The sequence below is a fragment of the Pseudomonas sp. S49 genome (assembly GCF_009866785.1).
Classification (GTDB): domain Bacteria; phylum Pseudomonadota; class Gammaproteobacteria; order Pseudomonadales; family Pseudomonadaceae; genus Aquipseudomonas.
The window spans coordinates 562627-576282 of the sequence record NZ_CP019432.1 but is presented as its reverse complement, the minus strand read 5'-3'; the positions used below and the strand labels follow the sequence as shown (position 1 = coordinate 576282).

The window sequence follows — 13656 nt, the reverse complement described above, 5'->3', positions numbered from 1 at the left end:
TGGCATTCCCTCTTCGCGAGCAGGCTCGCTCCCACATTGGCCCCTATGTTCGGCCTGTTGATCATCGACAAATCCGCCTCTTTCCCGAGTCTGTATACTGCGCCCTCGTCTTGAACACTGAGGTCGCTGCATGCCATCCGTTATTTCCACCGACGTTCTGATTGTCGGCGCTGGTGTCGCCGGCCTCTGGCTGAATGCGCGCCTGCGTCGTCAGGGTTTTTCGACCGTGTTGGTGGAAAGCGCCAGCCTCGGCGGCGGGCAGACTGTGAAGTCCCAGGGCATCATCCACGGCGGCGCCAAGTACGCGCTGCACGGTGCACTGACCGGCGCCTCGGAAGCCATCGCCGACATGCCGCGCCGCTGGCGTGAAGCGCTGGCCGGCAATGGCGAGCTGGATCTGTCCGGCGTGCGCCTGCTGTCCGAAGCCCATTACCTGTGGTCGCCGGGCACCCTCGCCGGCAACCTCACCAGTTTCTTCGCCAGTAAGGCCGTGCGTGGTCGCGTTGATCAGGTCAAGGGCGCGCAGCTGCCGCCGGCCCTGCAAGACAAACGCTTCAAGGGCAAGGTCTACCGCCTCGCCGAACTCGTCGTTGATGTCCCGAGCCTGGTGCAGCGTCTGGCCGATCTGGCCGGTGATGGCCTGCTCGCGGGGCAGACCATCGAGCCGCTGCTGGAAGCGGGTGTGCTGGTCGGCTTGAAGGTCGACGGCCGCGAGATTCGCGCTCAGCGCATCGTCCTCAGCGCCGGCGCCGGTACTGCCCAACTGCTCGAAGACCTCGGTTTGAGCCAACCGGCCATGCAGCGCCGGCCGCTGCACATGATCATCGCCAAAGGCCCGGGCCTCAAACCGCTGTACGCCCACTGCCTCGGTGGCGGCACCAAACCGCGCATCACCGTGACCACCCACCCGGCTGCTGACGGCCAGTGGGTCTGGTACATGGGCGGTGACATCGCCGAAAGCGAAGGCGTGCACCGCGAGCCGGCCGAGCAGATCGCCACCGCGCAAAAGGAAATCGCCCAGTTATTGCCGTGGATCGACCTCAGCACCACGCAATGGGCAACCCTGCGCGTTGATCGTGCCGAGCCGCTGCAAACCGGGCTGAGCCGCCCGGACAACGCATTTCTCGCCGAACAGGGCCGCTTGCTGGTCGGCTGGCCAACCAAACTGGCGCTGGCGCCGGACTTCGCAGACCGGGTCATCGCCTCCCTGCAACGCGACGGCGTCCAGCCACAAGCCGCCGAGCCCTTGCCGGCGCTGCCAAAACCACCGATGGGCGTTCCCGCCTGGGAGCAATTGCTGCCATGACTATCGCCACCCTGCACGACCTTCATCGCCCACTGGGCAGCACCGGCCTGACGGTTTCGCCACTGGGCCTGGGTACGGTCAAACTTGGCCGCGACCAAGGGGTGAAATACCCCAACGGTTTCCAGATTCCCGGCGACGATGAAGCGCGGATGCTGCTGCGACAGGCACGCGATCTGGGCATCAACCTCATCGACACCGCCCCGGCCTATGGCCGCAGCGAAGAACGCCTTGGCCCGCTGCTACGGGGTCAGCGTCAAGACTGGGTGATCGTCAGCAAAGTCGGCGAAGAGTTTGCAGAAGGCCTCTCGCATCACGACTTCAGCGCAGCGCACACGCGGATGTCGGTGGAACGCAGCCTGCAACGTCTTGAAACCGATTTTATCGACCTGGTGCTGGTGCACTCCGATGGCAACGACATGGCCATTCTCGAGCACGAAGAGGTTTATGCGACACTCGCGGCGCTCAAGGCCGAAGGCAAGATTCGCGGTTTCGGCTTCTCCGGCAAAACCGTCGAAGGTGGTTTGAAAGCTCTGGAGCAAGGCGACTGCGCAATGGTCACCTACAATCTGAACGAACAAAACGAGAAGGCTGTCATTGACTATGCTGCTGCCCACGGCAAAGCCATTCTGGTGAAAAAAGCCTTGGCCAGCGGTCACGTGTGTCTGAGTCCGGGCGTAGATCCGGTATGCGCCAGCTTCGAATTGCTGTTCGCCCAGCCTGGCGTAGCCAGTGCTATTGTCGGCACGATCAACCCGCTGCACCTCGCCCACAACGTTGCGACCGTTGCCCAGGTCCTGCGTGGTCACTGACGCCGCCTCGCGGCCTTAAGCAGGAGCCGATATGCCGCGCACGCTCATCAGAAAGAACCCGAGCAACTTCAAGACCCTGCCGCTGTTCGTCGAAGCTACCCCGGAAGGCCTGACCTACCAAAGCGTCGGCATGCCGCTGAACTTCGCGCAAACCTTGCAGCGGCGCAAACCGGTGAGCGTGGCCGACACCGAGCGCTTCTCGCTGGAACTGGCCAACCTCGGCGTTTCAGTGCGCCTGACCCTGCATTGGCAGAATCGCGATTATTGGGTGCTGGTGCGCCAGCGCCGGCAGGATCGCGGTGACGTCGTCCTGAAGTTGATTTCCGGTTACGTACCGGCCCATGAACTGAATATTCCGCTGCACACGGCGATTCAGGAAATTGCCGAAGAGTGCTTGCTGGAAACCCCGGAAGGCTGGCTCGGCGGACGCTTCAACGACACCTGGCTGCCTGCGCCCTATTCGGCCGCATTGCATTATCGCGAGGCCCTGCCGTTTCGCCTGACCCCGTTGTCCGGCTCGGCACGGCCAATACGCTGCGCCAACCTGCAATTGCTGGAGCGGCCACGGGCCTATGTGCACCTGCCGACCGCGTCACTGCAATTGATCTACGATTTGCGCCTGGATGTGCCCAAGGAAGCCAAATCCCTGAGCCTGTTCCATGTCGATGAGCGCCTTGAAGGTGATCAACTGGTTGCCCGACTCGACCGCAAGCGCCCCGATCTGTACTTGATGCCACTCAAGGACGGCGCGCCACTGGCCGAGTTGTACACCCTCAAGCGCGACAAACTCGTTCCTGCCAGTACCCGTGGTCTTTATCTGGCCGAGAGCTTTGCCACACAAACCGGCTGGGTCGTGCGCGAGGAGCGGATTCGCTGGAAGGACTGGTTGGTGCAGCAGGGTCTGCAACCGGCGAAAGCCCCACGTCAGGGGCTCAAGCAGTTGAGTATCAAGGCGCTGCGATTAGTCGGGCTGGGCAAAAAAACCGCTAAATAGCGGTTTAGCGGCGGCGATCCCACCACGTGCGCAACGCGGCAAATAAGTGGAAATAGCGGTTTTCGCGCTTGCCCATGCCGCGCTTGGGCGAGAACGATTCTTCGGCAAAGGCACCGGTAATGCGCACCCGCGATGCCTGGGTCGGCAGTGTGCAGATTTTGGCATCGACCTGCTGCAGCGCATATTTGAGCAAGCGCTCGGAATGCAGCTTTCGACCTGTCGCCTTGCAGAAATCGAAGATACGCTCGACCCGTTTGCCGTACGCGACATAGGTATCGCGCCCGCAAACCGCAAAGCGGTCGTTCAAGCCGCCCCACCACTGCCAGTCCGGAATATAAGCGTTGTGCTTGCGAGCCTCAGGGTGAGCGAAGACATAGCCAGGCAATGCGCTGTGAAAGAAATTGTCCGGGCGCACGAACACGACGAAATCCGGATTGAACGGCTCGATCATGTTGGTCACGGTGTGCAATGAGTTGAGCTGAAAAATCAGATTGCGCAGTGACGCAAAGTCATCGGCCCAGGTATCGCCCTGTGCTTTGACCTGTTCGAAATCCCAGCGCTCCAGCACGCCCTCGGTCGAGGTGAGTGTGCCGCTCATCGATTCGAACGGCTCGTAGTTGTCCGCCTTCAATTCGCCTTGCTCGCCGGATCGCGTGTTCTGCACCTCATCGATCTTGTACAGATGGTAGAAGCACTTTACATCGCTGCCCGCAGGCAACTGCGCCAGCACGTTCTGCTCGATGGAAGGGAAACAGATTTGCGAGTTTCTCGGGATTCCGAAAAAAGCCACGGCAATTTTCAACACTCAACAGCACCTTTTGAAAGTAGTTCGCGCCTGTTGGCAACCGGTAATACGCTGTCGCTTACTTTTGCCGAAACAGCTTTTGCCACCAGCGTCGGGGTTGCAGCGGTATGACGATGATGTCCGATTTTTGCAGCCAGTCGCGTTCGTAATCCCAGGCATGGCCACCCCACAGTTTTCCTGCTTCGTTGGAAAACCCCAAGGTCATGAGCTGATAGGTATAACCGGCATGGCCGCGCAACCAGTCGAACAATACCAGCGTATTGAAACCCGTGGACGGCCCGACATAACGCTTGCCGCCCGGTCGGTCGACCGGATAGTTCCACAGCGGCGGCAGTGGAATGCGATCCCGATACATGGTCACACGTGGCAACGGACACATCGGGGCGGCACAGCCCACCAGCATGCTGAAACAGCGGTCGCTCGCCTGTTCGAACATTTGCTGTACCGGCTGCGCGTAAGGCAGACCAAAAAAATATGCGTCGGGCGCGTTGTAGCCATGCACGAAGACATTGACGCTCTGCTTGTTGAGCAGCGCCGCTTTGATGCAGGTATTGAAGCTGACGACGACGTCATCGGCGCCAATGTTCAGCGCCTGAAAGTCCGCCGCCGTGATGGCCGGGTTGTTGGCAATCAACACGACCCGAGGCGCACGGCTCAGACAGTCGAGAAGTTCTGTGGGCAAAGCGCCCGCAACGGACTGATCACCACCGGGCAGCGCATCCAGCGCCATGTGCTCGTCCTTCATTCAGACCGGTACCTTCAGCCCGTAACGCAGCTTCACCCACCAACGTGTGAATGCCGAAGGCGGCTGCCATGGGCGCATCTCACGCTGGATTTCCGTGGCCAGTGCCTGACCGACACGGGCAAAGGAATAGCGGCTTTGCGCGAATTCCTGACCGTTGCGGGCAATGCGCTCTGCCAGTTCCGGATCGCTTTGCAGCAGCTTGATCTTTTCCACCGCCTCTTCTTCGCTGCGGTAGAACACGGTGTTGTGCATGTCTTCAAAGCCGAGCAAGCGGTCTTCTTCGCCCTGACTCCAGGCCAGCAGCACACAGCCGCAGGCCATGGCCTCATAGTTCTTGATCATGAACTCGTTCATGCCGATGTCGGCACTGACGAAAATCCTGATGCGATTGAGCGTCTGCAGATATTCCGCGCCTGACTTGGTGCGGGTCACCAGCATACCGGTACGCCTGGAGAGCGATTCGAGCATGGCTTTGCGCTCGGCATACTCGGTGCTTTTCAGGCTGCCAAGAAAGCCGACGGGAATGTCCCGATCAACGCCAGTGTTGTGCAGCATCTGTTCGTCATAACCCTTGGAGACGAACACCGTGTCGATACCTTCCGCCAGCATCTTGCGAGCGACAACAGCACCGGACACCAGCGCCCGACAACTTGGCAGACGACGATAGAGCCGTGAATACACGCCACGGTACTTACTCGCCGGCATGTAGTTCTGGTACGCGTCGTGCTCGAGAAAGACCAGCCCCGGTATACATTTGAGCACTTGCAGTTGCGTGGCCAGACGCTTGACCCGGGAGAAAATCACCACGCGATCGAAGGTCTGGTAATCGACCGAGGCGAGAAACGACCCCAGATTCAACTGCTGCTGTTTGCTCAAACGATAGATGAAACATTCATCACAGTTCTGCTGCACGATGTCGTAGAGCCGGTCGAGAATGACCCGCTGCTCGTCCATCACCAGGAGCATGACTTTCATAGTTTAATTGACCACGCGACGTAGGCAGGCAAGCGCATCGGATTCAAAGCTGCCCAAATCAACGGAAACGGCAAAATCCCCAAGGCAAAATCCGTTCACACGCAGTACACAACGGTAAAAATTCATCTGGTCAACGACTGCGAATTTTTTCGACAATCGCAGTTGTCGAGCTGTTTTCGACAAGTCCCAAGACCTTCACGGTGCCGCCATAAGCCGTGACGATATCTGCGCCGACCACCTGATCGATGCCGTAATCGCCACCCTTGACCAGCACGTCCGGCTTGACCTCGCGCAGCAGGTTTTCCGGGGTGCCCTCAGGGAAGCTGATCACCCAGTCCACAGCACCGAGTCCAGCGAGAACGGCCATGCGCCGGTCAACACTATTGATCGGTCGGCCCGGGCCTTTGAGGCGGCTGACCGATGCATCATCGTTGACCGCGACAATCAGACGATCGCCCTGTGCCCGCGCCTGCTCCAGATAGGTCACATGCCCGGCGTGCAGGATGTCGAAACAGCCGTTGGTGAAGACAATCTTCTCGTTGTGCGCGCGGGCATCGGCCACGGCGAGCAACAATTGCTCCAGACCCAGAACACCACGCTCGGAACCTTCTTCGCGCTGGATCGCACGACGCAGTTCCGGGGCACTGATGGCGGCTGTACCGAGTTTGCCAACCACGATGCCTGCGGCCAGGTTGGCCAGGGCAACGGCATGAGGCAGGTCTTCACCGGCGGCAATCGCTGCGGCCAGGGTAGAAATCACCGTGTCACCGGCACCGGTGACGTCGAACACTTCGCGGGCACGGGCCGGCAAATGCAGTGCCGGCTGGTCCGGACGCAGCAGGGTCATGCCGTGCTCGCCACGAGTTACCAGCAGCGCGCCGAGTTCAAGGTCGTGCATCAACGCAGCGCCCTTGTTCACCAGCTCATGCTCATCGACGCAACCGCCGACGATGGCTTCGAATTCGCTGAGGTTGGGGGTGATCAGGCTGGCGCCGCGATAGATCGAGAAATCCTTGCCCTTCGGGTCGGCCAGCACCGGAATATTCTTCGCGCGTGCAGCCTGGATCAGCGCCTGATGGTTTTTCAGGGCTCCTTTGCCGTAGTCGGAGAGCACCAGCACCTTGATGCCTTCGAGCAGGTCGTCGACCTGCGAGCCGAGGGCCAGAGCGTCGGTGGCGAACGGTTCTTCGAAGTCGATCCGCAGCAATTGCTGGTGCCGGCTCATGACCCGCAGCTTGACGATGGTTGGCTGGTGCGCAATGCGCTGGAACAGGGCACGTACGCCCGCGCCTTTGAGACTGTTGCTCAGGCTGTCGGCGGCTTCGTCATCGCCGGTCACACCGACCAGCGATGCCGGCGCACCCAGCGCGGCAATGTTCAAGGCAACGTTCGCGGCACCGCCCGGACGATCTTCGATCTGCTCGACCTTAACGACCGGCACCGGCGCCTCAGGGGAAATCCGTGAGGTTCCGCCATGCCAGTAACGGTCGAGCATGACATCGCCGACTACCAAGACCGGGGCTTGATCGAAACGCGGCATGGACAACTTCATGGAGCAACCCACATACAAAATGAACAGGGGCGCGATATTAACACAGGGTAAAGCGCCGTCCGCCTCAATCTGAAGGGTCGCGTACCCAGAACAATTCATGACGCCGGACCGCTTTGCGGAAAAACTCGTTACTGCCTGTTGCAGGCCAGCGACGACCCGCCAGGCCTTGCTGGATCCAGCGGCGTAATTGCCGTTTGAACACTTGCTCGCCCTGCAGATCGTGCTCCATCGCCAGGGCCATGGCTTTGTCCAGTTGCACGTCTGCCGACAACAGCGGGCTCCACAACCGGTCGGTCGGCAATGGCTCGATAGCAGGCGGCAGCGCGATACCGGCACCGGCAGGGCCCATCGGCCAGCGATCGTTGTCGTGCAGGTGATTGGCGTACATCAGCAGGGTTGTCGGTTTCCAGCTACTCAGCGCGATAGCCTCAAGCAACGCCTGGGTCGAGGCTACGTGATCGCTGTGAGGATCGAGCTCAGGATGGGGCGTCACCACCACTTCCGGACGATAGTGCTCAAGCAGGGCCTTCAGATCGCCCAGCAGATTTTGCCAGGTCGGCTGCCCATCGATGTCGGCGGGCAGGGTCAACGGATTGTGCCGGCGCACACTGCGCACGTCGTTTTCCTGCGACTCACGGGAGCCGAACACCTGGGAAGGTTCTTCGGCCATCGAAGGCAGTTGCAGGCAGTAATAACCCAATTGCACGCAGCGATCGGCAGGCACGCCGCCCCACAACGGGATCACCAGACTGTCCCAACTGCGCAAACGGCCCTTCAATCGCGCGGCTGCGGCTTGATCAAGGCCCAGACGCTGAAAGTCTTCGGCCTCGATCTCACCTTGGGTCAGGGTGACGATACTGACGTCTTCAGATCGACTGTAAAGGCCGAATGCAGCGAGTTCGGCATCGTCGGCATGGGGAGCGATGACCATCACCCGCTGGCGGCTGTAGTCAGGATTGGCCATGACCCACAGCACGCCCGTCGCGGCGGGCACGCAATATTGACCACGCAGTGCCAGAACGCCTTGCGCCAGCGCATCGGCCTGACCAGACAAATTGAGGAAACGCCGGCCATTGACCCCGCGCTCGAAGTCCTGGCGATCATCGCCCACTTCAACATGGGGGTCGAACCAGCGCCCCAGCCAAGTGGATTTCACTTCAAGTTCGAGTACCAACGTCTCGCCCTGCGCCAGCAGCTCGCTCAGGCGCAAAACGCCGCCCTCAAGACTCACGACCTGCCGCGCGGTTTGCGCCGGGAAGTTGTACTGATAGTCGTCAGAAGGCCGGTAAAACAGATGATCGGCAAACCAGGCCTCGTGAGCGACCCAGGCCAGCACCAGCAATACCGGCACCAGCCACCAGGCGATCAGGAAGCCGATCAACAACAGCGCCACCATAAAGGCAATCAGGAACAGACGTTTGTTGCGTCGATGGGCCTTGAGAAGCTGTTGCTTGCGAGCGCTCATGGATTCAGACCTTGTAGACCGGCACCGTGTGGCACCAGCGATCCTTGTACTCACGGTCGGCACGACCGAATGAATAGCGCAGAGGTTTGCCCAGCGCCTGCGCGTGCGCCCAGGCCTCTTGGGTGTTGACGAAACTCAGCACACTGCCAGGACTGAACTCGCGGCTCTGCGGGTCGACGCCACCGTTGATGTATTCGAGCGAAACCCATTGCGGGGCTTCAACGCGATACAGCACCTGAAAGGCAACTGGCGCTGAATCGAGCATTGCCACCGAACCGGTCATGAATTCGCGCAGCAAGGTAAAAACCTCAACCAGCCCGGCCTTGCCCGGCACCTCGAAGCCCCAGCGACGCTGAAACAGATCAGCGTAAGCAGCGGCTTGTTCCTGCGGCGTAAAATCGGACATCGGCACCAGCGATCCGCCCGCTTCTTCCAGCAGGCGCTGCTCGCGACGCTGGTTGTAGCGGAATTTCTTCGAATACTCTTCCGGCAACCGCGCCAGCGCCAAACCCTCAGGCTGCGGCTTCAACGTGCTGATCTGCTCGGCATTGAGCTGAGACACATACGCCATGCGCTGGCGCACCGGCACGATGACATCTGGCGCGATCGGCAGAATGATTTCCGCATTGCCCATATCGAGCAAACCGCGCTTGCCCTCGCGCTTGAGCACTTCCTTGGACAAGGCGACATGCCGCCCCCAGCAGGGAACGGCGGCAAGCACTTCACCGCCAATCACCCAGCCCAGGTAGCGCAACTCGATGCCCAGGAATGTCGACAAGCGCTCGACGACTTCCGGATGCGTGGCAAAACTGCCGCCGAAACGCTGCCAGGCCCGGGTGTAGCTGTCACGGTCAATTTCGCTCCAGCCACGCTCGCGAAAGCTGCGAAACATCGTCAGCATACGTTGGTCACGTGTGCCGGTTGTGGCTCGTCACCCTCTTCGAACTCTTTGGCATGCAGACGCGCGTAATAGCCGTTTTGCTCGAGCAATTGCGTGTGAGAGCCACGCTCAACGATGCGGCCCTCGTCCATGACCAGAATCAGGTCGGCTTTTTCAATGGTGCTCAAACGGTGAGCGATCACCAGTGTCGTGCGGTTCTGCACCACATGATCCAGCGCAGCCTGAATGTGCCGCTCCGACTCGGTATCGAGCGCGGAGGTGGCTTCGTCGAGAATCAGCAGCGGCGCATCCTTGAGCAGGGCCCGGGCAATGGCGATGCGTTGACGCTGGCCGCCGGACAGCAGTACGCCGTTTTCGCCGACCATGGTTTCGTAACCCTGCGGCATCTTGATGATGAACTCATCGGCATAGGCTTCGGTGGCCGCGCGCTTGACCTCATCGAACGGTGCGCCGGCCAGATCGCCGTAAGCGATGTTGTTGGTCACCGTATCGTTGAACAGCGTGACCTGCTGGGTCACCAGAGCTATCTGCCGACGCAGGCTGCGCAGGGTGAAATCCTGCACCTGCACGCCATCAAGCAGGATCTGGCCCTGCGCATGATCATGTTGATAAAAGCGTGGAATCAGGCTGGCGAGGGTCGACTTGCCACTGCCCGAGCGCCCCACCAGAGCGACCATCTGCCCCGGTTCGACGACGAAGCTGATGTCGTTGAGTACCGCTTTGTCGGTGTCGGGATAGTGGAAGCTGAGGTTACGCACTTCCAGACGGCCTTCGAGACGATCCTGCTCGACCGTGCCCTGATCCACTTCCGCCGGCTCGTCCAGTTGCTCGAAAATGCTTTCGGCACCGGCCACGCCTTTCTGAATCGTCGAACTGACTTCCGACAATTGACGGATCGGCTTGGGCAGCAGGCCAGCCATGGTGATGTAGGCCACCAGATCGCCCGGCGAAGCATCGCCGCGAAGGTACAGCACGAGGAACATGACCACGGCCATGGCGCTGTACGTCACCAGTTGCAGCATCGGCGTGTAAACCGCGCCGGTCTTGGTCATCGTCAACTGCTTGTCGGTATTGCTCTGACTGGCATCGCGAAAGCGATCCTTTTCGTACTGCTCGCCGCCGAAGCTGCGCACAACCCGGTAGCCATGAATGGTCTCGGACGCGACGTGCGTGACGTTGCCCATCGAGACCTGGATCTTCTTGCTCTGCTTGCGGAATTTCTTGCTGGTGCTGTTCACCATCAAGCCGATCAACGGCAGGATCGCGACCATCACCAGGGTGAGCTTCCAGTTCATCCACAACAGCGTGCAGAACAGGAAAATCACGGTCATGCCTTCACGGATGACGACTTTGATGGCATCCGTTGCCGCGCCGGTGACCATGGTCACGTTGAAAGTGATCCGGGAAATCAGGTGGCCGGAATTGTTCTTGTCGAAGAAGCGATTGGGCAACTCGAGCAATTTGTTGAACAGCACCACCCGCAGGTCATGCACCAGCCCCAGCGAAACCCGCGCCAGGAAGAAGTTGCCCAGATACGAACCCACACCCTGCCACAGTGCAATGAAAACGATCATCAGTGGCACGGTTTCGAGCAACTGCAGCTTGCCCAGATAAGGATTGCCCGGGAACAGACTGGCTTCAGGATTGGCCAGACCGTCGACAAAGTACTTGAGGATGTAAGCGAGCATCGGTTGAGTCGATGCGAAGATCAGAAACCCGACGATGCTGAGAAGGAAAAGGCCGGCATAAGGCCGCACGTAAGCCAAAAGGCGGAAATAGATCGCCAGCGTGGACTGGGCTTTCGGTTCAGGACTGCTCATGGTGATCCGCGCAATTCAGTGAGGCGCCGATGATATCACACGCGTTTTTGCCCCGATAAACATGACTTCAAGCCAGCCTTCGGCCAAGTCGGTTAAGATACCCGGCTAATGATGGGGAGCCCGATATGCAATCGATTGATCACAGCACTTACGAGGCACTGCGCAAAGGTGCACACGTACTGGAGGCCGACGGTTCCGGCGACAAAGTGCTCAGATTGGCCGATGGACGCATGCTCAAGCTGTTCCGCCGCAAGCGGCTGCTCAGTTCGGCGCTGTTCTACCCCTATGCACAACGCTTTGCCGACAACACCCGCGCCCTCGAACAACGCGGCATCCTCTGCCCGAAAGTCATCGCGGTCTATCGCATCCCGAGCATTGAACGTGACTGCGTGTATTACAGCCCGCTGGAAGGCAATACAGTGCGTCAGTTACAAGGCACTGACGATGAGGCTGACTCATTGCGATTCCAGCTGGGCGGGTACTTCGCCCTTCTGCACGAAAAAGGCGTGTACTTTCGATCGCTGCACTTCGGCAACGTGGTGCTGACGCCGGACAACCATTTGGGCCTGATCGATATCGCCGACCTGCGCTGCCAGCGACGCGCACTCAGCGATAGCAAACGCCTGCGCAACTTCGCGCACTTGCTGCGCTACAAGGAAGACCGCCAATGGCTGCTGGGCCAGGACACCGGCGACACGTTTATCGAAGGTTATCGGCAGGCGCTGCCGAGCAACCGACAAGCGCCGCTGATCTCGCGCCTGCGTCCGCTGCTCGGTTGAATCTCAGCGGCCGATGACCACCACGGTGGCACCTTTGCGATTGGCGAAATGCTCGATGATGCGCAGCTTGTGCGCCACCAGCCATTCGCTCAGCCACGGCTCGTCACCTTTGGCTTCAATGAGGAAATACTGATAGTCGCCAGCATGCGCTGCCGACATCGCCTCATCCGCAGTCAGTACCGGCAACACGTAACCGCGTCCGGCGTAATAGCTGATCCGCCCATCCTCGAAATACGTCTTCGCACCCGGCTCGACATGAGCAGACAACCAGCGACCGGCCTCCACGTAGTGCGTTTTACCGGCGCCGGTGGAAATGACGTTGGACAGCATCACCAGCAACCCGAGGACCACCAGCCATTTGCCCCAACGCGGGAACTCGCGAACAAACGCGGCCAGCCCCATGGCCAGCACAGGCACAAACAACAGATTCAGAAAGCTCAGATAACGCGTGTTCATGAACTGTTGCTTGATGAAAAACAGCACCAGCACCACCAGATACAACACGGCCGCCCAGGCAAAAGGACGATAATCACGCCAGTAAGTACCGAGAACTCCCCAGTTGCGCCGCAGAAGGAAGGGCACCGCGAAAGGCCCCATCAATTTCACGAAACTGATGGTCATGGTCGCCAGAATGCCGAAGAAAATGATCCGGCCGGCTTCATCCTGGGAATACTTGTTGATGAGCGAGTTGGCGAACTGATCGCTCAGCATCTGGAAGGCGGCAAACACACTGTGCGGCGCAATCATGTCCAGATACAGCATCACGCGCGCCGACATGAGCACACCCGACACCGAAACGGCCAGCAGCCCCAGAACCGGTAGCAGCGAAAACTGAGCGAACTGCATCCGTCGGGTCGACGACCACAGGTTGGGCAACTGCCACAGCGCCAACGCCGGCACCAGCAGCAAGGCTTCCAACCGGAACAAGGCTGCCGCAACGATCGCCAAATGAATCAATGCCGCCCGCAGCCAGCCGCCACGCGCTTGCCAGCGCAGCGCAAGCCAGAGCGTCAGTGTGCAGAAGAACCAGAAACCGCATTCGCGAATGATGTCATTGCGAAAGGCATTCACCGCAGGCATGGCCAGTACCACGAGGCAGGCCCAACCGGCGAGATGTGCAGACCGCTGACGAACGCAATCCACCATCAGCGCGCTGGTGCCGGCGAAAAAGAGCGCGCACCAAAGGTAGGCACTCAGCTCCAGCGGCAGATGGAGGACGGCGTGCGTACCGGCCAGCAGAAAGGAAAACCACGGCCAGTCGAAAGTTGCCCAGGCCACATCTGGCCCGTGCTCGGTGACCTGTTGCGCAATATCAATGTACAGCGCGGCATCACGCCCCACCGTCGCAGTGCCCAGAACCGCAATCAGCGATAACAGTGCACTGCCCAAAAACGCCAGCCAAACCGGGTATTCGTCGATGATTCTGGAGACTTGAGCCCCTACCTTGCCGCCCGTACCTTTCACCCAGCCACCTCATCGACACTCGTTACAAGGTACGCACACAT

12 protein-coding genes are annotated in these 13656 nt (G+C 59.9%); 4 read left to right on the top strand and 8 right to left on the bottom strand.

Annotation, left to right across the window (positions count from 1 at the left end):
* Nucleotides 1–130: 130 nt before the first annotated feature.
* Genes PspS49_RS02485 through PspS49_RS02475 form a run of 3 tightly spaced genes read left to right on the top strand, consistent with a single transcriptional unit; the run spans nucleotide 131 to nucleotide 3109 of the window.
* Nucleotides 131–1306, top strand: coding sequence for an FAD-dependent oxidoreductase (locus PspS49_RS02485; protein ID WP_160037998.1), 1176 nt, complete (start codon nucleotides 131–133; stop codon nucleotides 1304–1306).
* Nucleotides 1303–2115 carry an aldo/keto reductase gene (locus PspS49_RS02480; protein WP_160037996.1) on the top strand — a complete coding sequence of 271 codons (813 nt, stop codon included), beginning with the start codon at nucleotides 1303–1305 and terminating at the stop codon, nucleotides 2113–2115. Before PspS49_RS02485 ends, PspS49_RS02480 begins: the two co-directional genes overlap by 4 nt.
* A 31-nt stretch (nucleotides 2116–2146) precedes the next feature.
* Nucleotides 2147–3109, top strand: a complete 963-nt coding sequence (locus tag PspS49_RS02475) for a metal ABC transporter ATPase (RefSeq protein WP_150651801.1) — start codon at nucleotides 2147–2149, stop codon at nucleotides 3107–3109.
* 4 nt (nucleotides 3110–3113) lie between these two features.
* Here the strand turns inward: PspS49_RS02475 and PspS49_RS02470 are convergent, their stop codons facing one another.
* The 7 genes from PspS49_RS02470 to msbA all read right to left on the bottom strand — a co-directional run bounded on the left by PspS49_RS02470 (nucleotide 3114) and on the right by msbA (nucleotide 11372).
* On the bottom strand, nucleotides 3114–3914 hold the full coding sequence (locus PspS49_RS02470) for a hypothetical protein (protein WP_160037994.1): 801 nt from the start codon (nucleotides 3912–3914) through the stop codon (nucleotides 3114–3116).
* Nucleotides 3915–3972: 58 nt separating this feature from the next.
* Nucleotides 3973–4659 (bottom strand): hypothetical protein, encoded by a 687-nt coding sequence (locus tag PspS49_RS02465; protein WP_160037992.1) that lies wholly within the window; start codon nucleotides 4657–4659, stop codon nucleotides 3973–3975.
* Entirely contained in the window at nucleotides 4660–5634 is a 975-nt protein-coding gene (locus PspS49_RS02460; RefSeq protein WP_150750103.1) for a glycosyltransferase, read from the bottom strand.
* A gap of 130 nt (nucleotides 5635–5764) precedes the next feature.
* On the bottom strand, nucleotides 5765–7186 hold the full coding sequence (gene hldE / locus PspS49_RS02455; RefSeq protein ID WP_150750104.1) for a bifunctional D-glycero-beta-D-manno-heptose-7-phosphate kinase/D-glycero-beta-D-manno-heptose 1-phosphate adenylyltransferase HldE: 1422 nt from the start codon (nucleotides 7184–7186) through the stop codon (nucleotides 5765–5767).
* Nucleotides 7187–7250: 64 nt separating this feature from the next.
* A complete protein-coding gene (locus PspS49_RS02450; protein WP_160037990.1) occupies nucleotides 7251–8651 on the bottom strand; it encodes a PIG-L family deacetylase in 1401 nt (466 codons plus the stop codon).
* Between the two features lie 4 nt (nucleotides 8652–8655).
* Nucleotides 8656–9552, bottom strand: a complete 897-nt coding sequence (locus PspS49_RS02445) for a GNAT family N-acetyltransferase (protein WP_127925583.1) — start codon at nucleotides 9550–9552, stop codon at nucleotides 8656–8658.
* On the bottom strand, nucleotides 9546–11372 hold the full coding sequence (gene msbA, locus PspS49_RS02440; RefSeq protein ID WP_127925582.1) for a lipid A export permease/ATP-binding protein MsbA: 1827 nt from the start codon (nucleotides 11370–11372) through the stop codon (nucleotides 9546–9548). Before msbA ends, PspS49_RS02445 begins: the two co-directional genes overlap by 7 nt.
* A gap of 125 nt (nucleotides 11373–11497) precedes the next feature.
* Here msbA and PspS49_RS02435 point away from each other — a divergent pair, with 125 nt between their 5' ends.
* Nucleotides 11498–12151 carry a toluene tolerance protein gene (locus PspS49_RS02435; protein ID WP_127925581.1) on the top strand — a complete coding sequence of 218 codons (654 nt, stop codon included), beginning with the start codon at nucleotides 11498–11500 and terminating at the stop codon, nucleotides 12149–12151.
* A 3-nt stretch (nucleotides 12152–12154) separates the two neighbouring features.
* On the opposite strand, the gene PspS49_RS02430 is transcribed toward PspS49_RS02435, so the two are convergent.
* On the bottom strand, nucleotides 12155–13615 hold the full coding sequence (locus PspS49_RS02430) for a hypothetical protein (RefSeq protein ID WP_160037988.1): 1461 nt from the start codon (nucleotides 13613–13615) through the stop codon (nucleotides 12155–12157).
* Nucleotides 13616–13656: the final 41 nt, after the last annotated feature.